The sequence below is a fragment of the Streptococcus downii genome (genome assembly GCF_004353325.1).
GTDB lineage: Bacteria > Bacillota > Bacilli > Lactobacillales > Streptococcaceae > Streptococcus > Streptococcus downii.
On record NZ_MZNX01000006.1, the window covers coordinates 5,235 to 26,516 of the forward strand.

A 21,282-nucleotide genomic window follows, 5' to 3' on the forward strand; every position below is an offset into this window, starting at 1 on the left:
ACCTTGAGCTTTTCAACTCTTTCTATTATACCTACTTTTCCTACTTTGTCAAGGACTTTTTTCAGTGAAGTTGATTTTTCTTTTCTTCACTAACTTAACCACTGCTTCTGTCCGTGCAGTGTGGGGAAACATATCGACCGACTGGATATACTGGAGATCATAGACTTTTACTAGTTTAACCAAATCTCGCGCCAAGGTCGAAACATTGCAGGATACATAGACCATTTTGTCTGGAACATAGGTCAGAATGGTTTCCAACAGCTTATCATCTAAGCCTGTACGAGGAGGGTCAACTATCAAGGCATCTGCTCGGTAGCCTTCTTTATACCAGCGTGGAATAATCTCTTCAGCTGTTCCCGCTTCGTAATGGGTATTGTCAAATCCCATTTTTTTAGCATTTTGCTTGGCATCTTCAATGGCTTCTGGAATAATATCCATTCCTCTGAGACTCTTGACCTTCTTTGCGAAGGCAAATCCGATCGTCCCAACACCGCAATAGGCATCGATTAGATGGTCTTCTTTGCTGACATCCAGAGCCTTAACTACTTCACTATAGAGAATTTCTGTCTGCTCAGGATTAAGCTGATAGAAAGCTCGAGGGGAGAGAGAAAACTCATAGTCGAGTACTCCTTCTTGAATACTCTCTTGGCCCCAGATAATTTCCGTCTTTTCACCATAGATTTCACTTGTTTTCGCTGTATTTGTATTGACTGCAACTGTGACGACTTCTGGAAAATCTTTAACTAAGTCTTTTACTAGCTGGGTTAAATTAAGCTGACGATTTGTGACGATGATTATCTGGACTTGTCCCGTCTTCCTTGCTCGACGTACCATGATGGTGCGAACGCCTAGCGTTTTTCTCTCATCGGTGATGGGGATTTGATGGTAAGTAAGAAGTTCAGCTAGGCGATTCGCAATCACTTGGGTTTCCTTATCTTGTACCAAGCAGTCTTTTAACTCTACGAGATAATGAGAGTTTTGTGCATACAAACCTGCCTTGACCTGATTGTTAAATTTCCGAGTTTGAAATTGCAACTTAGCACGGTAGTACTTCGGTTCCTGCATTCCGATAGTTGGACGGATTTCATAGCTTTCATATCCTGCAGGAGCAAATTTTTTCAGAGCTTGGTGGAGCAAGTTCGTTTTGAACTCTAACTGTTTATCATAGTGAAGGTGCATGATCTGGCATCCACCACATTCATTATAAATCGTACAAGCCGGTACGACTCGAAATTTCGACTTCTTATTAACCTTTAGTAATTTTGCTTCAACAAAGTTGCGTTTAATAGAAGTAATCTGACAATAGATATCTTCTCCTTTGAGGGCACCTGGCACAAAAACGAGGGTTTTCTGGTAGAAACCGATTCCCTCACCATTGATACCCATCCGCTTGATTTTTAAAGGTATTTTTTGTTTGACTTTCAGATTCATACCCCTATCTTATCACATTTTACGGTATAATAGAACTATGAAAATCACAAAACTTGAAAAGAAAAAACGCCTCTACTTAATGGAGCTAGATAATCAACAAACCTCTTATATCACGGAAGATACCATTGTCCGTTTTATGTTGTCTAAAGATAAGGTTGTTAGCAAAGAAGAATTAACCGAGATACAGGCCTTTGCCCAGTTTTCTTATGGTAAGAATCTCGCACTCTACCATCTATCATTTAAAGCTCGAACCGAAAAGGAAGTTCGTGAGTATCTGAAAAAGTATGAACTTGATGAAAAAATCACTAGTCAAGTTATCGCTAACCTTAAAGAAGATAACTGGATTAATGATCGTCAGTATGCCTACTCTGTCATCAATGCAAATCAACTTTCTGGAGATAAGGGACCTTATGTGCTAATTCAAAAACTGTCTCAAAAAGGGATTGCCAAATCAACTATTGAAGATGTTTTAATGGATTTTGATTTTTCAGAGGTTGCTCAACGTGTTGCAGAGAAACTGCTTAAAAAATACACGGGAAAGCTTCCCGCTCGTGCCTTGCAGGATAAGATTATTCAAAATTTGACGAACAAAGGTTTCTCATATTCTGATGCTAAAAAAGCCTTTGATGATTTGGATAGTCAAGTCGACCAAGAAACGACTCAAGAACTCATTTTCAAAGAGTTAGACAAACAATATACTAAATACGCTCGCAAATATGAAGGTTACGAACTAAAGCAACGTTTGACCCAAGTTTTAGCTAGAAAAGGCTATGATTTTTCGGATATAGCAAGCGCTCTCAGAGAATATCTTTAACATTTTCAGGTAAAATTCAAAAAAATTAGACCAATTTATGATATAATAGTAAGCGATAAACTTATAAATTGTAGAAAGTTGGTTAGTTATGAAACTTCCAAAAGAAGGCGACTTTATTACAATTCAAAGTTATAAGCATGATGGGAGTCTCCACCGTACTTGGCGGGACACCATGGTACTAAAAACAACAGAGAACGCTATTATCGGCGTCAACGACCACACACTTGTTACCGAAAGTGACGGTCGTCGTTGGGTGACTCGAGAACCGGCTATTGTTTACTTTCACAAAAAATATTGGTTTAATATCATTGCCATGATTCGCGATAATGGGATTTCCTACTATTGCAATATGGCCAGCCCCTACTATCTAGATGAGGAAGCCCTGAAATACATTGATTATGATTTGGATGTCAAGGTTTTCACTGATGGTGAAAAGCGTCTCTTGGACGTTGAAGAATATGAACGCCATAAACGCAAAATGAAGTATTCGGATGATTTAGACTATATTTTGAAAGAGCATGTTAAAATCCTTGTTGATTGGATCAACAATGGACGCGGTCCTTTCTCAGAGGCCTATGTCAACATTTGGTACAAACGCTACATAGAACTAAAGAATCGGTAAAGTTGTCAAACTGGGGTGAGAGCCCTGGTTTTTTATTTGAAAAACCCAGCCTGGAAGCTGGGTTAATTGCTATATATCTAATTTAGTGACAGTAAACTTGATATGAGAATAGTCTTTTTCAACATCCTTATCCAACAAGAAAGCCGTGGCATCCTTCTTAATCTGAACAAGATCAATATTCTGGGCTTGAGCTGCATAGACGCATCCACAATAACATTGACGATAGATATCATACTCCTCGCACATCTCCACTGAACGTTTATAGCCTTGATTTTTCTTGAAATCACTTGGAAGATAGTGGGTTGTGTAAATCTTTTGCACATCGATTCCGATGCTGTTGATGGTTTGAGAATTCTTATGGGGACTGATGGTCAAAGCTGAACCAAAGTAGTCAAAGCCCAAGTCCATAGCTACCTGTGCTGTTTTATCCAGACGATAGTCAAAACAAACCTTGCAACGGTCGCCACCTTCAGGCTCTTCTTCCAGTCCTCTGACTAACTTCCGGTATTCATTTGGTTCGTAAGGCGCTTCTAGGTACTGAACCGTATTTCCTGTTCGCTCATTGAAATCACTGACAAATTTCTTGGTGACGTAAGCTCGCTTGTGGTATTCTGCCTTGGGATGGATATTGGAATTGGCAAAATAGATAGTCACATCCGCGTACTTGGTCAGGTATTCTAGGGTATAGGTACTACAAGGAGCACAGCAAACATGCATGAGAATGGTGGGACGTTGCTCATTTTTCTCCCAAACCTGAACCATTTTCTGCATAACACGGTCATAATTAATCTTCTGATTAGGGTTCATCTTGCTCAGAATTTCTTCTACATCAATCATGTTCTTCTCCTTCTTCTAGTCTTATTTTATCATATAAGTTAGGAGAGCTCAAATCAATTTTAGAAGAGAAAACCGTAAAAGGAGGGAATACGCATCCCTCCTTTTATAGTTTTTACATCATGCCGCCCATCATGCTTGGATCCATTGCTGGAGCTGGGGCTGCTGGTTCTGGTTTATTAGCTACGACTGCTTCTGTTGTCAAAATCAAGCTGGCTACAGATGCAGCGTTTTGAAGAGCTGAACGGCTCACTTTAACTGGGTCGATGATTCCCTCTTCAATCATGTTGACCCACTCGCCAGTTGCTGCGTTGAAACCTGTGCCAACTTCCGCATTTTTCAAACGATCAATAACGATAGAACCTTCGAATCCTGCATTGTGGGCGATTTGACGAACAGGTTCTTCCAAGGCACGGAGAACAATATTGCGTCCTGTTGCTTCATCTCCTGTCAATTCCAAATCAGCTACGGCTGGAATGACATTAGCAAGTGCAGTTCCACCACCTGCAACGATGCCTTCTTCAACAGCTGCACGAGTAGCGTTGAGGGCATCTTCAATGCGAAGTTTCATTTCTTTCAACTCAGTTTCAGTTGCAGCTCCGACCTTGATGACTGCGACACCACCCGACAATTTTGCCAAGCGTTCTTGCAATTTTTCACGGTCAAATTCAGAAGTTGTAGTTTCAATTTGAGACTTGATAACTGCAACACGGTGAGAAATAGCTTCAGGATTTCCAGCACCTTCTACAATAACAGTGCTATCTTTGTCCACAGTTACTCTCGCTGCTTGACCTAGCGCTTCAATAGTAGCGTCTTTCAACTCAAGACCAAGATCTTCTGTGATGACTGTTCCGCCTGTCAAGATAGCGATATCTTCTAACATAGCCTTACGACGATCACCAAAGCCAGGAGCTTTGACAGCAACAACATTGAAAGTACCACGAATCTTGTTCAATACAAGGGTTGGAAGAGCTTCGCCATCTACATCATCTGCAATAATCAAGAGTGGACGATTGCTTTGGAGAATGCTTTCTAGAAGTGGCAAGATTTCTTGGATATTTGAAATCTTCTTATCAGTAATCAAAATGTATGGATTTTCAAGGTCGGCCACCATCTTTTCACTATCTGTCACCATGTACTGTGATAGGTAACCGCGGTCAAACTGCATTCCTTCCACGACTTCAAGCTCTGTTTCCATACCACGTGACTCTTCGATAGTGATGACACCGTCTTTACCAACTTTTTCCATAGCTTCAGAAATGTATTCACCGACTTTCTCAGAACGAGAAGATACGGCAGCAACCTGAGCGATGGCTTCTTTATTAGCAACTGGAATGGCATTGTTTTTCAAGGCTTCTACAGCTGCGGCAACTGCAGCTTCAATCCCCCGACGAATACCGATTGGGTTGGCACCCGCAGTAACGTTTTTGATTCCTTCGCGGACGATAGCTTGAGTCAAGACTGTTGCAGTTGTCGTTCCGTCACCTGCGATATCATTGGTCTTTGAAGCGACTTCTGATACCAACTTGGCACCCATATTTTCAAAATGGTCTTCCAACTCGATTTCTTTGGCAATGGTCACACCGTCATTGGTGATGAGTGGTGAGCCAAATGATTTTTCCAACACAACGTTACGACCTTTTGGTCCCAAGGTTACTTTAACAGTATCTGCAAGGATATCGACACCACGGACCATAGCTGAACGAGCATCAGATGAAAATTTAATTTCTTTTGACATACTTACTTTCTCCTTCTATTCTTCCACAATTGCCAAGATATTGGCTTCGCCTACAATGATGTATTTTTCATCGCCATCTTTGACATCAAGACCTGCGTGGGCTTCAACTAAGACACGGTCTCCAGCCTTAACGCTTGGAGCAACCAAGTCACCGTTCAAGGTACGAACCCCTTGTCCAGTAGCTACAACTTGGGCTGTTTTTGTTTTTTCTTGGGCTGAGCCCGCAAGGACAAAGCCTCCAACAGTTTGTTCTTTTTCTTCGATTTTCAAGACCACACGGTCTCCTAATGGTTTCAACATCTGTTTTCCTCCATGATGAAATACATATTATTAGCACTCTTTATATCTGAGTGCTAATTCATAGTTCTATTGTATCACTTGGTCAGAAATAGTCAAGAAAAAAGTCTGACTTTGGCAATATAAAAAAGCCTGAGACCAAGTCAGACTTTTCAATGTTTAAAATGGCAATTCTTCCTCTTCCAAGACCAAATCTGCCAAATCCTGTCCTGCGTTATTTTCACGCATAGCCCGTTGGGCGCGGCTTTCCAAAAGTTGGAATCCTGTGGCAAGGACTTCAGTCACATAGTTCATCTGGCCCTTTTTCTCAAAGCGACGGGTACGAAGTTCTCCATCCACAGAGATAAGACTACCTTTAGTTGCGTAGCTTGCCAAGGTTTCAGCCAATTTCCCCCAAAGAACAAGATTGACAAAATCAGCTCCACGTTCCCCGTTTTGGTCTTTGTAACGACGGTTCACAGCGATAGTTGCTCGCGCCACTGACTTGTCGTTGTTTGTTTTGTGCAATTCTGGTGTAGACGTTAAACGTCCAATAAGAATAACTTTATTATACATATTTTCTTCCTCCTACTTATCTATTCGTAAGGAATCAAAAAAAGTTACAAAAATTTGTAACTTTTCGAAGAAATTTTTTATTTTTTATGAACCATGAAACCTGTAGCCTGTTGATTGGCCATAATAGTCATATCTGTAATCTGCACACGGCGAGGCTGACTGGTCACATAGACAACCGTATCTGCGATATCTTGTGCTTGCAGGGCTTCTATTCCCTGATAGACGGTCGCAGCCCGCTCTTTATCACCGTGAAAACGAACTGTAGAGAAATCTGTTTCGACAATCCCTGGCTGAATGGTGGTCACCTTGATATCCGTTGCGATGGTATCAATTCGCAGGCCATCTGAAAAAGTCTTAACTGCTGCCTTGGTGGCTGAGTAAACAGCTGCACCCGCATAGGCATAGATTCCTGCGGTCGATCCCATATTGATAATATGTCCCTGATTGGCTTTTACCATTGCTGGCAAGAAACAGCGAGTGACTGCCATCAACCCCTTGACATTGGTATCTAACATGGTCAGCATATCCAACTCTTCATAGTCTTGATAGGGAGCCAAGCCAAGAGCTAGTCCCGCATTATTGACCAAGATATCAATCTGCCCTATCGTTTCCAAAATATCGGAGCAGACAGTCTTGACCATGGTCATATCCGTGACATCCAGTGGAAAGGTCCAAACTGTTTGATTTGGAAAAGTTTCTGCAAACTCTGACTTGAAGGCCTCTAGTCTGTCTGTCCGTCGCCCTGTTAGAACGACATTCTCTCCCTGCTCCAGATAAGCACGCGCAATCGCTTCACCGATTCCTGAGGTCGTTCCTGTAATCACTACATTTTTCGCCATCTTATCCCCCTATCTGGTCTATCAAACACTGACAATTTCCTAGGCAGTCCAGTGTTTGGCTGGGTCAAATGGAGTTCCAATAACTTGGTCTTCTGATAATTCAATAACCCCACGTTTTTGTGGAGCATTTGGCAAATGCAATTCACGAGGACTGCACATCATGCCAAAACTCTTTTCACCACGAAGTTCGCCTGGGAAAATGAGATTGCCTTTTGGCATCATAGCTCCAGGAAGAGCGACAATGGTTTTCAGACCGACACGCGCATTAGGAGCCCCTGCAACGATTTGCACTGTCTTATCACTTGCGACTGCAACTTGGCAGATGTTAAGGTGGTCACTATCTGGGTGAGTTACCATCTCGACAATCTCACCGACAACAAACTTTGGTTCCTTATCATTAACAATTTCTTCTGTAAAGCCTTCCGCCTGCAATTCTTGGTTCAAACGAGCGACTTGCTCATCTGTCAAAAAGACTTGACCGCGCTCTACAATTTCAAATAAACTTGAAACTTCGAAAATATTCCAAGCCACTGTTTCTCCATTTTCTTTGAGGAAAACACGGGCAACCTTGCCTTTGCGCTCCACGTCCAGTTTGGCATCGCCGCTATTTTTCACGATGACCATAAGGACATCGCCGACATGTTCTTTGTTATATGTAAAAATCATTCTTTCCTTTTTCTCCTATTTCAGTCCTGCTAAAAAGTCGTTAATTTCTTCCTTACTTTTACGGTCGCGATTGACAAATCGGCCGATTTCCTTGTCCTTTTCTAAAACAACAAGACTAGGAATGCCGTACACATCCCAGAGTTTAGCCAGATCCAGATACTGGTCTCGGTCCACTCGAATAAAGGTGAACTCTGGATTGGTCTCCTCAATCTCTGGCAAGGATGGATAGATATAACGACAATCGCCACACCAGTCCGCCACAAAAAGGAAGACCTTCTTGCCATCTTGCTCGACAAAACCTGCTAGTTCTTCTATACTATCGGGAGTAATCATAAGGCTTCCTCCTCATAGACCAGGTCTTCATTTTCATAGACAAAGGTATAGTGACGACCATCCTCGAAAACGACTCCTCCGACGAGTCGCTCTAGGCTACTTTCGTAGACTTGAACATAGATAGTCGCAATCTCACCCATATCTGAGAAAAGTTCGCGCACGATAGCGGTCAACTCTTCTTGCGTCTTCATCAGTTTGTGGTTATCTGCTGCTTTTTTGGCACCCAAAGCGAGGGCACTTAGACCAGCCACAGTCAAGCCAGTCATCCATAATTTCTTAGCTTTCATACCATTCATTGTAACACAAAAAGGGCTCTAGGACAAATAGGGAAGCCGTATACGAGCAAGGAAAATCACTTCCCTCAGTGAGAAAAGAAAACTTCGGATTCTTATCGCCAAGCGCCTGAGTTAACAAGAATTTCCTGAATGGATTTAAAAACCTCTGAGATTGCTCTCAGAGATTAGAAGATAACTAGTTACTATTTTCAACTGCTGCTGTAACAAAGGCGGTGTAGAGTTCTTCTGGACGGTTTGGACGGCTGGAAAGTTCAGGGTGATACTGACAAGCCACAAAAAATTTATTCTCAGGAATCTCCACAATTTCTACCAAACGATTGTCTGGAGAAACTCCTGAAAAGACAAAGCCTGCTGCTTCAAACTGTTCACGAAAGGCGTTGTTAAACTCATAACGGTGACGGTGACGGCGTTGCACCACTTCTTGATTATGGTAAGCAGCTGCTGCCTTAGAACCACGTTTTAACTTAGATGGATAAAGTCCCAAACGAAGGGTCCCCCCCATATCCTCCACATCAATCTGATCACGCATGATATCAATGATAGGGTATTTTGTATCTGGTGCAAGTTCTGCAGAATTGGCACCTTCAAGACCTAAAACGTGACGAGCAAACTCGATACAAGTCAACTGCATTCCCAAGCAGACACCCAACATTGGAACATCATTCTCACGCGCATAACGGATGGCTTGAATTTTTCCTTCCGTACCACGTTGGCCAAAACCTCCTGGCACAATGATTCCGTCCGCATCAGACAAAAGCTCTGCCACATTCTCTGCTGTCACATCATTGGCATTGACCCAATTGATTTTAACTTCTGCGTCGTTGGCATAACCAGAGTGTTTCAAGGCTTCAACCACTGAGATGTAGGCATCTTGCAACTCCACATACTTACCGACAAGGGAAATTTTAACTTGTTTTTTCAGGTTCATGACCTTGTCCACCATAGCTGACCATTCTGTCATATCCGCTGCTGGTGCGTCTAATTTCAAATGGTCACAAACAATTTGGTCCATGCCTTGCGCCTGCAAATTCAATGGAATTTGGTAAAGGTGTTCGACATCCAAAGACTCGATAACGGCTTCTGGAGCTACGTCACAAAACTGAGCTAGTTTATTTTTAATGCCCTGACCAGCTGGTTTCTCCGTACGAATGACCAACATATTTGGCTGGATTCCCAAACCACGCAATTCTTTTACAGAATGTTGAGTTGGCTTGGTCTTCATCTCACCAGCAGCCTTGAGATAAGGAAGCAAGGTTGTATGGATGTACATGACATTATCTGCCCCCACATCTGCCTTCATCTGACGAAGGGCCTCTAGAAATGGCAAGGACTCGATATCTCCAACGGTTCCACCAACCTCTGTGATAATGACATCAGAGTCGGTCGTTACAGCAGCACGCTTGATTTTTTCTTTCAAAGCATCTGTGATATGAGGAATGACCTGAACAGTTGCCCCAAGGTACTCACCACGGCGTTCCTTGCGAAGAACTTCACTGTAAATTTTCCCAGTTGTCACGTTGGAATATTTGTTAAGATTGATATCGATGAAACGTTCATAGTGACCCAAGTCCAAATCGGTCTCAGCCCCATCATCTGTCACAAAGACTTCTCCGTGCTGGTAAGGGCTCATGGTTCCCGGATCGATATTGATATAAGGGTCAAACTTCTGAATAGTTACTTTTAGACCACGATTTTTCAAGAGACGGCCTAGACTTGCTGCGACAATCCCTTTCCCAATAGACGACACCACACCACCAGTTACAAAAATATATTTCGTAGACATAGATTCCTCTTTCTAAAATGCTCAAGGTCTTGTTAACTACGAGGGGAAATCGAAAACAAGACCCTTATGAATAACGACTTTTCAAGAAAACTTCCTGAAAAACAAAAATAGCTCCCTAGTAACTAGGGAGCCCCGACCTCTAAAAGAGGTGCCCGAACAATATAATACCTTAAAGCAGAACATTTGTCAACCCGAATTGGTAAAAGATGAAAAAAGGAGATTGTTTTCAGAAAACAAATTAAAGATCCGCATCCCAACGGATGACCTGCTCAAGGAACAAAAAAGGAGATCAGGCGATCTCCTTTGTGAAGTCTTTTACTCTTCTTCACTCGTTTCAGCGTCATCGTCAGAAAACTCATCGTCTTCTTCGTTGAGATCCACGTCTTCACCCAAGTCATCAGGGGCGATTTCATTGATTTCTGCATCGTAAGCTTCCACTTCATTTTTCTCATCATCTGGATTTTCATCATCGTATGAAAGAGCTGGATCTGCTTCGTATGCATCTTCGTCTTCTGGATCATCCGCATTGTAGTCAATGGCATCTGAATCACCATCCATAAAGGCATTGACACGTTTTTTCTTAGCTTTTGGTGCCACTTCATCGTCGTCACTTTCTTCAAGAGCGATGATTTCTTCGTCGATTTCGTCCACACCATACCATGAACGAAGACCCCATTTGTTGTCCCCAAGTGAGATGAAGCTACCGTCAAAGTTCAACTCCGTGTAGAACAAAGGCAAGGCTTCGCGGATATCGCTGTTTGATGTTCCAAGGTAGTTTTGAATTTCGTTTACAAGATCGCTAAAATGCATCTCATGATCGCGACCACGAATTTCCAAGATAGCACGCGCTACCTCAATCATAGATAGTTCACTTTTTTCTTGCCCAGCAAATACTTCTAATTCCAAAGCGTTTCTCCTCATTTTTACTACTATCGCCAGAGCGAACAGACTCTGACCTCATTTTATCATGTACTCTTTATTGTACGATAATTTTGCGGAATAGTCAAAGGTTAAATGGGAGAAAGTGGCAGGACTTTTTATTTCTTTGATACCCAGCCGATAGCATCGCTTGGTGGGTTTTCTGTATCAATCCAGATGAATTCAATACCAATTTCACCATTTTTAAACTTGGTCAATCGAATACCGTTGATTTCTAGTTCATTGAGTCGTTGACCTGTCAAGACTTCTCGTTCCTTCAACTGGAAAACACCACGCAAAATCCAATTCCCAAGGATTTCTTGCTTATCAGTTGACTGGATTGCCTTACCAGCTTCTTGGTTGATATAGGCATTGATGACATCTCCAGAAGGCAAAAATCGTAATTTAAAGGTTCTTTCTTCTTTGGATAGAGCTAGTTTTTTAGTGCCAGGTTCAAAGGTCCCGAAACCTGGACCAAAGAAATCTGGTCTTTCATCGTGAAAGTTTTTCGAGTCAGGCAGAGGAATGTAAACTTCACTAACTGGCCGATAGACGAGTTGTTCGATTTCTTTAATGAGTTTTTCATTGCTAGTATTGTGAACAAAGTTAATTAAGTCCTCACGAATAGCCTTCATCTGAACTTTTTCTTCCTTGCTGGTCCATTTCTTCAAGAGTATTTCTTCCAGAGAGAAGGTCACAAAAGCTAGTTCTTCTGGAGCTAAACTGTCCTTAAATTTATCCTGAATCTTTAAAATCCGTGGCAAACGGTCTTTTTTGGCTAATTTTGAACCACCGTTAAAGGCGTTGAAACCAGAGTTTTCTTCTACATTTCCATGTTTGTCTGTGATTACCCAAGACACCGTTTCTAAGATATCGGATTGTTCCTTTTCAGCTGTCAGTAAATGAAGATTTTCAAAAAGAGAAAAAGGATCTTCGATGTAATGGACGTCCCAAGTGTCTACCACAATATCTTTATTGTTAAAAGTCATGTGAAGCTGGCTGTCAGCTGCTGTATACTTGTAGTGGTGTTGTCCATCTGTAAAACGAAAGTTAGTTGGATTGTTTTTGGTGGTAGAGCCTTCAATAACCAGATTATCAATATCGACTGGTAAATATGAAGTTTCGCCGACAAAAATCCTAGGATTTTCTCCTTTTGGTGTTGGCATCAAAACATGATAAACAGCTTCAACATTGACCGAATCCGAGCTAAAACCCTTGATTTGTGCCTTAGAGGACTCAATTCTCTGATTTCTCAAAGTCGCAATCTTTCGCGCCAACTCTTCATAGCGTTGGTAGTTTTCCTTGTCTGCTGTTTCTTTATCAGCAGCAATATCTGCATAAAACTTGATATCACCCAACAAGTCCGTCCAAGATTGAGAATCCTTCTTAAACTGGGCAATTTTTTGGTCTCCCGAATTAATCCCAAAAGACTTGATCCCCACTAGGTATTTATGATTTTCATCTACAACAACAGAAGCATCATAGGAAGTATTGGCGATATCTTCCCCTACGGCATTAAAAGCCTTCTGGAAAACAGTCTCCTGAAATTTGGAGTTAACAATCGGAGCCACATAATTCTCTGTTTGTCCCTCATCTTCAGATTCTGCCTTTTGAGAGAAAGCTTGGCTCAAACTAGCGAAGTTGGTAATTAAGGTTTTGTATTTGTCTTTTTGTTCAGACTTTAGATGTTCCCACATAAGCGCCCTCTTTTCTATTTTCAGTATATCAAAAGAAGATTAGTTTTTCACTAATCCTCTTATATATTCGTTAATTAATACTGTAAAATTCGAGTTTGCCTTGTTTTTTGACAAGTCTCAAATACTCTTCATCTGACAGAACAGCTAAACCATCATCATAAGCCTTGATTTTTTCAAGAGCCTGATCATAGCTATCCACAAAATCCTTGACATAGGATTGCCCTTCAAACTGCCCGTTCATCTTGGTATAGATAATGGCGAATTTTCCTGAGCGGTCAAGTTGAGATTGACCTTGGCTTTCATTTAAGGCCTTGGCAACATTCTCCGCGATGCGTTTAATAACAGGAACAACCACACTGTTTCCAGCCTGCTTGTATAGCTGACCGTTAGAAACCCCTTCTGGGATTTTAAAGGATTTAGGGTATCCCTGAACGTTAAAAGTTTCTTTCGGTGTCAGCTTACGAATCTCACCGCTGTCTGTCAAAATCAATGGAACGTTGTGTCCACCTGTTCCCATATTTGCTGTTAGGGTAGGTACGACGCCATTTTTATTTTCACGGACATACTGACGGCGCCACTGGTAGACCGTATCTTGACTGGTAACTTCAAATTTCAACTGGTCGTAGAAATTTTGCTTGCCTTCACGGTAGTAGTAGACCTCGTCTAGCTTATCACCAAAGTTAATCACATTCTGAAGACTCGTAGTCAGCTTGATTTCCTCTGGGAATTCAAACAAGTCATAAGCTTCCTTGGTATCAAAACCAACAATGTAGATCCGTTCACGATTTTGAGGGATATTTCCGTAGTCTTTCCCGTTGAGAACCTTCCACTTGATGAAGTAGTTGTTTTCGGTTAAGGCTTCACGAATAACCTTGAAGGTATTGCCATGGTCATGACCGACCATGTTCTTGACATTTTCGATAAAAATAGCCCGAGGTTTGCATCCCTCAATCATGCGTAGCAATTCGAAGAAAAGATCGCCACGATCATCATCAAAGCCCTTGCGATAGCCCGCAATACTAAAGGCCTGACAAGGGAAACCTCCCATAATCACATCCACGCGCTCAGCTGGGATATCCTCTGGCTGAACATCGTGAATATCACTACCATCCAAATAGGTATCTGGATGGTTTAACTGATAAGTTTGACGCGCATACTTATCAAATTCATTGGCATACACCACTCTGAACTCGTTGGTCTGTTCAAATCCCAACTCAATTCCCCCAACACCTGAGAAGAAAGCAGCAATGTTGTACTTCTCAGGTCGGTTCGAACTTACAGAATTTGTCATGTAGTAACCTGCTTTCTAAAAATTTATCTTTTGTCATATTAAAGACATATCTTGTGAAACGATATATTTAAATGATAAACTGGCAATTATATGTCGTAATTATAAATAATTAATTCGCTCGCTGGAACTCGGCAAGATCCATTTCTATTAATTTTTCTAGGGACATTAATTTTTTTTATTTTAAATATACTATCATCACTATATAAATCCAAAATTTCATCAGTAAATGAGTTAGATACTAAAAATCTAATTCCTCTTTTATGAAGCTTAATACAAATATCTCTTAACTCTCTTTGTTTTTCGATCGGAAATCCTAGTTCTGTGTATCCAGTGAATGACGAGGAATTGAGCGGTAAATAAGGAGGGTCAAAATACACAAAACTCCCTTTCCTTAAATACTTTAATGCTAACTTGTAATCTCCTGTCATCATTTTCAAATTAGCTGTATTAAAGTAATAAGAAATATCACTAATCATTTCCTCATTTATTATTTGCGGATTCTTATGTCTGCCATATGGGGTATTGAATTGACCCAGTTGATTCACTCTAAATAGACCATTATAGCATGTCTTGTTTAGGTAAATGATTCGAGAAGCTCTTTCGACAGCCGTTAAGTTACTAAAAGATTCCAATCTATCTAATTCTCGAATATTGTAAAAATAGTCTTGCGAATTATTAATTTTGTGATTATGAAGAGAATCAATGAGAGCTTGAGGATCTTCTTTTACAACTTTATAAACATTCATTAATTCTGAATTGTAATCATTGATAATTGCACGCTGAGGCTGTAAGTCAAATAGAACAGCACCGCCGCCCAGAAAAGGCTCAACATAGACAGTAATATCAGTAGGTAAATGTTCTCTAATTATATCTAGTAACTGTCTTTTGCCTCCTGCCCATTTTAAAATTGGTTTTAAACGGACTTTTTCCATTATTAAAACACCTCATCAGAATAGAAAAATGAATTAACTTTTTCTAAAAGCCACTCTTTATTCATTCTGTTTCGATCTATATTTTGAGACAGTTCACTTTTCATTTCCCCTTCTGGATAATGTATATTGTGATAGGAGATAAATTCTTTAGTTAAATCTATCAAATTTCCCTTTTCACGTTTACTAGATAAAAACTGAACAAATTCTTGCTCTCTTTCAAGAAAATCTCTGGAAGTTTTTTTTAATGTTTCAATCAGAAGACTTTCATCAAATACCATATCTTCAATTTCTTTATTGTTGTCAAGAATATAAACTTCTATTTCAAAATTTTTAAATTTCCCTTTATCTTTATTTATCTTTTTTTTCGCCTTTTTGCCCGCTTCATCACCATCTAGTAAAATAAAAATTTTTCTATGAACCTGACTTACTTTATCCAGATATAACAAGATTGGTAAGACTGACTCTGTTCCTTTTGCAATAAAATCAAAACTTAAATCAGCTTCATCATTCTGATACTTCTCATATCTTATTTGCGGTCTGTAAGGTTTCGAATCTAATATATATTCAATATAATTTTTATCTGTCTTCCCTTCACATATTATAATTTCGCTATGATCATCGACTTCATCTAATAAACCATAATTTTTTAACACTTGATTTTTTATCTCATTAGTGAACTTACTAACTACAGAATTTTTCACAATATCAAATTCATTCTTACTTCGTTGATAAGATTGTTCTCTTTTACTCTGACTAATGTTATAAAATCTAAAGATAGGATTATTCACTTCCTTTAAAAATTCTCTTGAGTGAGTAGTTATGAATAACTGAGATTTATTATTTTCATTATTCACTAGTTCTAAAATTGAATCTTTTAAACCCGTTGTCAAAAGTGGATATAAAAAAGCTTCAGGTTCATCTAATAAAATTATTTTATTATGTTTTTGAAAAATCTCGTTTAATAAAAAGAATGTTAATAAAATAACAGATGTCCGTTGTACCCCTGCTCCTTTAGCATCAATAATTTGAGCATAATCATCATCTAGCTTCAAAGAAATATTCTTCAATAAAAATTCCGTAATCTTTGCTTTATCATCAATTACTAACTTTGGCTTTATTTCAATATGATTTTCTCTAAATAATTCAAACTCATTATCTAAATCCGATTCGATATCATTAATATGTTCTTTAAAAGTCCCCAATAACAAATCATATTGTCTTTCAAACTCTTCTACAGTTTGTTTAATTTTTTTATGTTTTTTCTTAAAATACTCTAGTACCATATCATTTAGCAAAGAAAATGCCTGACTAGACAAGTCTTGGTCTGTTGTACTTAGATACACACATTTAAATTTAGCATTTAGATATTTTTTTATTTTGCTACTCGAGTTTAATTTTGCATGTTTTGAATTAGTCTTGTAGATTTCAGCCTCTTCTTTATTTAGATTACAATAAATCTGATACTTACTTTCTATACCAATTTCTAATTCATCATCAATAAAGTCTACTGTAATAACAGGATCTTTACTTGCCCCTTTAGTAATTTCCTTAATAGCATTTCTATCAATACTTGGATTGTAAGATTTTGGGTTAAAAAACAAATTAATAGCTCTTAAAACATTTGTTTTTCCAACATTATTGCGACCCGCAAAAATATTTAAAACATCAAGTTCCTTAATAATATTTTCTTCATTAGTAAATGATCTAAAATTACTAATTTTTATTTGAGAAATTTTTATCATATCTTATTTTCCTATATACCCTAACTAATGTCAATTACGATGCCCTAGATCAACTTCTTCATCTCATCAATACGTGCGACGGTCGCATCATATTTCGCTTGGTAGTCGGCTTGTTTGTCGCGTTCTTTTTGGACGACTTCTGGTTTGGCATTGGCTACGAAGCGTTCGTTAGAGAGTTTCTTACCGACCATATCCAGTTCTTTTTGCCATTTAGCCAGTTCCTTGTTGAGACGAGCGAGTTCTTCTTCGATATTGAGAAGGTCTGCCAGTGGCAAGTAGATTTCTGCTCCTGTGATGACGCTTGACATGGCGAGTTCAGGTGCAGGGATAGTTGATGCGATTTCCAAGTGCTCTGGATTTGTGAAGCGTTTGATGTAGTTGACATTGCTGTTAAAGAAGGCTTCCAAGTTGCTATCGCTTGTCTTAACAAGGATGGTGATTGGCTTGCTTGGTGCTACGTTTACTTCCGCACGCGCATTCCGAACAGCACGGATCAAGTCTTTGAGGCTTTCGACACCAGTGTGAGCCGCAAAGTCTTCAAATGCTGGGTTAACAGTAGGGTAAGCAGCTGTGACGATAGAGCCTTCTGAGATTTGTCCAAAGATTTCCTCTGTCACGAATGGCATGATTGGGTGAAGGAGTCGAAGAATCTTGTCCAAAGTGTAAAGGAGAACAGAACGTGTGATAACTTTCTCTTCTTCGTTGTCGCTATAAAGGACTTCCTTGGTCAACTCAACATACCAGTCCGCAAACTCGTCCCAGATAAAGTTATAGAGGATGTGGCCAGCCACACCAAATTCAAACTTATCAAAGTTTTCAGTGACTTTGCCGATCGTTTCATTGAGATTGTGGAGAATCCAGCGGTCAGTAACATTTCCAGCTTCCTTGTTGGCAACTTTTTCCACATTGGCCGTTGCTTGCTCAAGTGTCAAACCTTCATTGTTCATGAGGATGTAGCGAGAGATGTTCCAGATCTTGTTAATGAAGTTCCATGAAGCATCCATTTTCTCGTAAGAGAAGCGCACGTCTTGACCAGGTGCAGAACCGTTTGAAAGGAACCAACGAAGGGCATCGGCACCATATTTCTCGATAACATCCATCGGGTCAATCCCGTTACCGAGAGATTTAGACATCTTACGTCCTTGCTCGTCACGAATGAGACCGTGAATCAGGACGTTTTGAAATGGCTGACGACCAGTGAATTCCAAGGATTGGAAGATCATACGAGACACCCAGAAGAAGATGATGTCGTAACCTGTTACCAAGGTTGAAGTCGGGAAGTAACGTTTGAAGTCTTCTGAGTCGACATCCGGCCAGCCCATGGTAGAGAATGGCCAAAGGGCAGAACTGAACCACGTATCCAATACGTCCTCATCCTGAGTCCATCCGTCGCCTTCTGGAGCTTCTTCACCAACGTATATTTCACCCTCAGCATTGTACCAAGCAGGGATTTGGTGACCCCACCAGAGCTGACGAGAGATTACCCAGTCATGGACATTTTCCATCCATTGGAGGAAGGTATCATTGAAACGAGGTGGGTAGAATTCTACCTTGTCGTCTGTGTCTTGGTTGGCAATGGCATTCTTCGCCAATTGGTCCATCTTAACGAACCATTGCGTAGACAAGCGTGGCTCAACTACAACACCTGTACGCTCTGAATGACCAACACTGTGGACACGTTTTTCGATTTTAACAAGAGCACCAATTTCTTCCAACTTGGCAACAACTGCCTTACGAGCTTCAAAGCGATCCATACCTGCGAATTCAAAGGCCAAGTCGTTCATAGTTCCGTCGTCGTTCATGACATTGACTTGTGGCAAGTTGTGGCGTTGACCAACTAAGAAGTCGTTTGGATCGTGGGCAGGTGTGATTTTCACGACACCAGTACCAAATTCAGGATCTGCGTGCTCATCTCCAACGATTGGAATCAATTTATTAGCGATTGGAAGGATAACATTTTTACCGATCAAGTCCTTGTAGCGTGGGTCTTCTGGATTGACCGCAACGGCAACGTCCCCAAACATGGTCTCAGGACGAGTGGTCGCTACTTCAAGGGCGCGTGAACCGTCTTCCAGCATGTAGTTCATGTGGTAGAAGGCACCTTCGACATCCTTGTGAATCACCTCAATATCAGAAAGGGCTGTGCGAGCTGCTGGGTCCCAGTTGATGATAAACTCACCACGGTAGATCCAGCCTTTTTTGTAAAGGTCCACAAAGACCTTGCGAACGGCTTTTGACAAACCTTCGTCAAGGGTGAAACGCTCACGAGAGTAGTCTACAGAGAGTCCCATCTTGCCCCATTGTTCCTTGATGGTAGTGGCATACTCGTCTTTCCATTCCCAAACCTTGTCGAGGAATTTTTCACGACCGAGGTCGTAACGACTAATGCCCTCACCACGCAAGCGCTCCTCAACCTTAGCTTGGGTCGCAATCCCCGCGTGGTCCATCCCTGGAAGCCAAAGCGTATCAAAGCCTTGCATGCGTTTTTGACGGATGATAATATCCTGTAAAGTCGTGTCCCAAGCGTGACCAAGGTGGAGTTTACCAGTTACGTTTGGTGGTGGAATGACGATAGAATAAGGCTTAGCCTTTTTATCGCCAGAAGGCTTGAAAACATCGGCATCAAGCCATTTTTGGTAACGACCAGCCTCAACCTCGGCTGGATTGTATTTAGGTGAAAGTTCTTTAGACATGTGTGTTCTCCTTTTTTGATGTGATTGATTCAAGTAATTTTAATTTATGTTCCTTGTTTTTTTCAGTATATCGTATATCGGTTTCTATTCTTTTTTTAATAAATTCTTTTTTAACTCTTTGTTTCCTCTCATGTAATTTTTTAAACTCTTTCTCACTTATACTACTTTTAAGTCTTTCTATTTTGCTTTCAAAATAAGAAATTTCGTCATATAATTGGTTTGACATTTGTATATCTTTTAATTGTCCAAATTCGACTAATTTAATTTTTGCAATGTACCATTCTTCTATGCTATCGTGCTGGGGAACAAAAATGAAACTTAAAATAACGATTAAAAAGATAACAATCACGAAAATAAAAATAAGCTCACTCAAAGATATAAAATTTTGATTAGCAAAAAAATATAGCAACTTACCTAAAAAATATGCATATGGAATTACATATGAGATAATAATCCATGAAACCTGCTTTTTCGTCGAAGTAACAGAGCTATAATTCCAAGAATCAATTATCCAATTTTGTATGAATAAAAGAGCGATTGACAGTAAATCAAAAAACATAATTAAAGATTGCCAATCTTTCCCCATCTTAATCGTATATGAAAATAAAGACGCAAAAAGTAAAATAACTACAATATATTTAATAAAATTGTAAATTAAATTAAGAGGTCTATAGCTGATTTCTTTTTTACTATGTTCCCAATTATATTTTATAGATAACTCTAAATACTCAACAAGTTTGTGTATCTGCTTTTCCGAATAATCAAAATCATCAATTAAGTACCAGATATGGGCATCCCTCAAATAATATTCTTTTGAATACTTAAAAGTCATTCTATGTCCATAAGGATTTAATTGAGTTCTTAATTTACTAATCGCAGAATGTCGATTTCTTCCATCTAATAAATCAACTATGATTGCTTTCATGGAATTCCTCCACTCAGACCGCTCTTTGGTAATATAATCAAGCCGATTCCTCTTGTTGTTATTCACAAATACCAAAATTGCACTCAAGATCGCACCAATACCTGCGCCGCTCAGCAGAGTAATTATCTGACTTATATCCAATTTTTCTTACCTCGCTTCCAAATGCTCATAAACCTCAACTGTTCGATTTTTCCGAACAGTTCAACTTGTAAAATACTCTTACAAGTTTGTTTTACATTTGCTCTTCCCACTCACTCCTCAGCAAGCCGTATCTCAAATCATCACAACGATTGCCTTGGGCATCTTTGCGGTCTCTTATGCGAGCTTCTAAGGTAAAGCCAAGTTTCTCAGCGACTCGTTGACTTTGGACATTATAACCAAAACAAGACAATTCTACCTTGTGGAGCCCCAAATCCTTAAAACCTAGCTCAATCAAGGCACGCGCAGCTTCTGGCACATAACCACGGCCCCAATAGTTCGGGTGCAAGGTATAACCAATTTCCAGTACATCGTCTTCATGTCGATGGTTGAAATCAACAGACCCGATGATGGTATCAGTCCCTTTGACCACAATTCCATAGCCTGCTGGGAGATTGTCCTTTTCATTGCGCTCGGGCAGAATGTGCTCCAGATAATAAATCTCATCTTCCAAGGTCTTGACGGGCGGAAAGCCTGCTGGATAGGAAACTTCTGGCCTACTGGCATAGTCAAAGATATCCACAACATCAGCCACGGTACGGACTCGTAAGACTAGCCGTTCGGTTTCTAAACGTTCTGGTAACTCTGCTCTTGTCATCCTTCTACCTCGCTTCCTACAAAAAAATCGTCCCTGCCATATCCATGACAGGGACGAATGTGTTATCCGCGGTACCACCC

Annotated in this window: 20 protein-coding genes; 2 read left to right on the forward strand and 18 right to left on the reverse strand. The window is 40.2% G+C overall.

Annotated features, from left to right (window positions below; translation table 11 throughout):
* Nucleotides 1-48: 48 nt before the first annotated feature.
* Nucleotides 49-1,431: a 23S rRNA (uracil(1939)-C(5))-methyltransferase RlmD gene (gene rlmD, locus E2R31_RS01820; RefSeq protein WP_132972547.1), complete on the reverse strand. Its 1,383-nt coding sequence runs from the start codon at nucleotides 1,429-1,431 to the stop codon at nucleotides 49-51.
* A 37-nt stretch (nucleotides 1,432-1,468) separates the two neighbouring features.
* Between rlmD and recX the strand changes: the two genes are divergently transcribed.
* Both recX and ntdP read left to right on the forward strand, forming a co-directional pair.
* Nucleotides 1,469-2,245, forward strand: coding sequence for a recombination regulator RecX (gene recX, locus E2R31_RS01825; protein ID WP_000705112.1), 777 nt, complete (start codon nucleotides 1,469-1,471; stop codon nucleotides 2,243-2,245).
* An 88-nt stretch (nucleotides 2,246-2,333) separates the two neighbouring features.
* Nucleotides 2,334-2,867, forward strand: coding sequence for a nucleoside tri-diphosphate phosphatase (gene ntdP / locus E2R31_RS01830; protein WP_000775318.1), 534 nt, complete (start codon nucleotides 2,334-2,336; stop codon nucleotides 2,865-2,867).
* 69 nt (nucleotides 2,868-2,936) lie between these two features.
* Here ntdP and E2R31_RS01835 read toward each other — a convergent pair whose 3' ends face one another.
* From E2R31_RS01835 to E2R31_RS01915, 17 genes are all read right to left on the reverse strand, one after another.
* On the reverse strand, nucleotides 2,937-3,704 hold the full coding sequence (locus E2R31_RS01835; RefSeq protein ID WP_000567566.1) for an epoxyqueuosine reductase QueH: 768 nt from the start codon (nucleotides 3,702-3,704) through the stop codon (nucleotides 2,937-2,939).
* 112 nt (nucleotides 3,705-3,816) lie between these two features.
* Complete coding sequence (groL, locus tag E2R31_RS01840) at nucleotides 3,817-5,439, reverse strand: chaperonin GroEL (RefSeq protein WP_000031555.1); 1,623 nt, start codon at nucleotides 5,437-5,439, stop codon at nucleotides 3,817-3,819.
* A 15-nt stretch (nucleotides 5,440-5,454) separates the two neighbouring features.
* Nucleotides 5,455-5,739 carry a co-chaperone GroES gene (groES, locus tag E2R31_RS01845; RefSeq protein WP_000917324.1) on the reverse strand — a complete coding sequence of 95 codons (285 nt, stop codon included), beginning with the start codon at nucleotides 5,737-5,739 and terminating at the stop codon, nucleotides 5,455-5,457.
* A gap of 156 nt (nucleotides 5,740-5,895) precedes the next feature.
* Nucleotides 5,896-6,291 (reverse strand): single-stranded DNA-binding protein, encoded by a 396-nt coding sequence (locus E2R31_RS01850; RefSeq protein WP_132972549.1) that lies wholly within the window; start codon nucleotides 6,289-6,291, stop codon nucleotides 5,896-5,898.
* A gap of 77 nt (nucleotides 6,292-6,368) precedes the next feature.
* Nucleotides 6,369-7,130: an SDR family NAD(P)-dependent oxidoreductase gene (locus E2R31_RS01855; RefSeq protein WP_132972551.1), complete on the reverse strand. Its 762-nt coding sequence runs from the start codon at nucleotides 7,128-7,130 to the stop codon at nucleotides 6,369-6,371.
* A 39-nt stretch (nucleotides 7,131-7,169) separates the two neighbouring features.
* A complete protein-coding gene (gene ytpR / locus E2R31_RS01860) occupies nucleotides 7,170-7,796 on the reverse strand; it encodes a YtpR family tRNA-binding protein (RefSeq protein WP_132972553.1) in 627 nt (208 codons plus the stop codon).
* A gap of 15 nt (nucleotides 7,797-7,811) precedes the next feature.
* Nucleotides 7,812-8,129, reverse strand: coding sequence for a thioredoxin family protein (locus E2R31_RS01865; RefSeq protein WP_084948560.1), 318 nt, complete (start codon nucleotides 8,127-8,129; stop codon nucleotides 7,812-7,814).
* Complete coding sequence (locus tag E2R31_RS01870) at nucleotides 8,126-8,425, reverse strand: DUF4651 domain-containing protein (protein WP_084925594.1); 300 nt, start codon at nucleotides 8,423-8,425, stop codon at nucleotides 8,126-8,128. Before E2R31_RS01870 ends, E2R31_RS01865 begins: the two co-directional genes overlap by 4 nt.
* Nucleotides 8,426-8,600: 175 nt before the next feature.
* Nucleotides 8,601-10,208, reverse strand: coding sequence for a CTP synthase (locus E2R31_RS01875; protein ID WP_132972555.1), 1,608 nt, complete (start codon nucleotides 10,206-10,208; stop codon nucleotides 8,601-8,603).
* Nucleotides 10,209-10,523: 315 nt separating this feature from the next.
* Nucleotides 10,524-11,114 carry a DNA-directed RNA polymerase subunit delta gene (rpoE, locus tag E2R31_RS01880; RefSeq protein WP_165941776.1) on the reverse strand — a complete coding sequence of 197 codons (591 nt, stop codon included), beginning with the start codon at nucleotides 11,112-11,114 and terminating at the stop codon, nucleotides 10,524-10,526.
* Between the two features lie 131 nt (nucleotides 11,115-11,245).
* On the reverse strand, nucleotides 11,246-12,823 hold the full coding sequence (locus E2R31_RS09815) for a hypothetical protein (protein WP_165941777.1): 1,578 nt from the start codon (nucleotides 12,821-12,823) through the stop codon (nucleotides 11,246-11,248).
* Nucleotides 12,824-12,893: 70 nt separating this feature from the next.
* Nucleotides 12,894-14,114 (reverse strand): DNA cytosine methyltransferase, encoded by a 1,221-nt coding sequence (locus E2R31_RS01890; protein ID WP_132972559.1) that lies wholly within the window; start codon nucleotides 14,112-14,114, stop codon nucleotides 12,894-12,896.
* A gap of 86 nt (nucleotides 14,115-14,200) precedes the next feature.
* Entirely contained in the window at nucleotides 14,201-15,046 is an 846-nt protein-coding gene (locus E2R31_RS01895) for a DNA adenine methylase (RefSeq protein ID WP_132972561.1), read from the reverse strand.
* A gap of 2 nt (nucleotides 15,047-15,048) precedes the next feature.
* Nucleotides 15,049-16,788: an ATP-dependent nuclease gene (locus E2R31_RS01900; protein ID WP_132972563.1), complete on the reverse strand. Its 1,740-nt coding sequence runs from the start codon at nucleotides 16,786-16,788 to the stop codon at nucleotides 15,049-15,051.
* Between the two features lie 44 nt (nucleotides 16,789-16,832).
* A complete protein-coding gene (locus E2R31_RS01905; RefSeq protein WP_132972565.1) occupies nucleotides 16,833-19,481 on the reverse strand; it encodes a valine--tRNA ligase in 2,649 nt (882 codons plus the stop codon).
* Complete coding sequence (locus E2R31_RS01910; protein WP_084948554.1) at nucleotides 19,474-20,406, reverse strand: hypothetical protein; 933 nt, start codon at nucleotides 20,404-20,406, stop codon at nucleotides 19,474-19,476. The genes E2R31_RS01905 and E2R31_RS01910 overlap by 8 nt, the downstream gene beginning before the upstream one ends.
* Nucleotides 20,407-20,638: 232 nt before the next feature.
* On the reverse strand, nucleotides 20,639-21,202 hold the full coding sequence (locus tag E2R31_RS01915) for a GNAT family N-acetyltransferase (protein ID WP_132972567.1): 564 nt from the start codon (nucleotides 21,200-21,202) through the stop codon (nucleotides 20,639-20,641).
* Between the last annotated feature and the right edge of the window lie 80 nt (nucleotides 21,203-21,282).

Bases quoted from the DNA above. Each gene is read 5' to 3' on its own strand.
- rlmD (WP_132972547.1), bottom strand. From the start codon at position 1,431: ATGAATCTGAAAGTCAAACAAAAAATACCTTTAAAAATCAAGCGGATG.
- recX (WP_000705112.1), top strand. From the start codon at position 1,469: ATGAAAATCACAAAACTTGAAAAGAAAAAACGCCTCTACTTAATGGAG.
- ntdP (WP_000775318.1), top strand. From the start codon at position 2,334: ATGAAACTTCCAAAAGAAGGCGACTTTATTACAATTCAAAGTTATAAG.
- E2R31_RS01835 (WP_000567566.1), bottom strand. From the start codon at position 3,704: ATGATTGATGTAGAAGAAATTCTGAGCAAGATGAACCCTAATCAGAAG.
- groL (WP_000031555.1), bottom strand. From the start codon at position 5,439: ATGTCAAAAGAAATTAAATTTTCATCTGATGCTCGTTCAGCTATGGTC.
- groES (WP_000917324.1), bottom strand. From the start codon at position 5,739: ATGTTGAAACCATTAGGAGACCGTGTGGTCTTGAAAATCGAAGAAAAA.
- E2R31_RS01850 (WP_132972549.1), bottom strand. From the start codon at position 6,291: ATGTATAATAAAGTTATTCTTATTGGACGTTTAACGTCTACACCAGAA.
- E2R31_RS01855 (WP_132972551.1), bottom strand. From the start codon at position 7,130: ATGGCGAAAAATGTAGTGATTACAGGAACGACCTCAGGAATCGGTGAA.
- ytpR (WP_132972553.1), bottom strand. From the start codon at position 7,796: ATGATTTTTACATATAACAAAGAACATGTCGGCGATGTCCTTATGGTC.
- E2R31_RS01865 (WP_084948560.1), bottom strand. From the start codon at position 8,129: ATGATTACTCCCGATAGTATAGAAGAACTAGCAGGTTTTGTCGAGCAA.
- E2R31_RS01870 (WP_084925594.1), bottom strand. From the start codon at position 8,425: ATGAATGGTATGAAAGCTAAGAAATTATGGATGACTGGCTTGACTGTG.
- E2R31_RS01875 (WP_132972555.1), bottom strand. From the start codon at position 10,208: ATGTCTACGAAATATATTTTTGTAACTGGTGGTGTGGTGTCGTCTATT.
- E2R31_RS09815 (WP_165941777.1), bottom strand. From the start codon at position 12,823: ATGTGGGAACATCTAAAGTCTGAACAAAAAGACAAATACAAAACCTTA.
- E2R31_RS01890 (WP_132972559.1), bottom strand. From the start codon at position 14,114: ATGACAAATTCTGTAAGTTCGAACCGACCTGAGAAGTACAACATTGCT.
- E2R31_RS01895 (WP_132972561.1), bottom strand. From the start codon at position 15,046: ATGGAAAAAGTCCGTTTAAAACCAATTTTAAAATGGGCAGGAGGCAAA.
- E2R31_RS01900 (WP_132972563.1), bottom strand. From the start codon at position 16,788: ATGATAAAAATTTCTCAAATAAAAATTAGTAATTTTAGATCATTTACT.
- E2R31_RS01905 (WP_132972565.1), bottom strand. From the start codon at position 19,481: ATGTCTAAAGAACTTTCACCTAAATACAATCCAGCCGAGGTTGAGGCT.
- E2R31_RS01910 (WP_084948554.1), bottom strand. From the start codon at position 20,406: ATGAAAGCAATCATAGTTGATTTATTAGATGGAAGAAATCGACATTCT.
- E2R31_RS01915 (WP_132972567.1), bottom strand. From the start codon at position 21,202: ATGACAAGAGCAGAGTTACCAGAACGTTTAGAAACCGAACGGCTAGTC.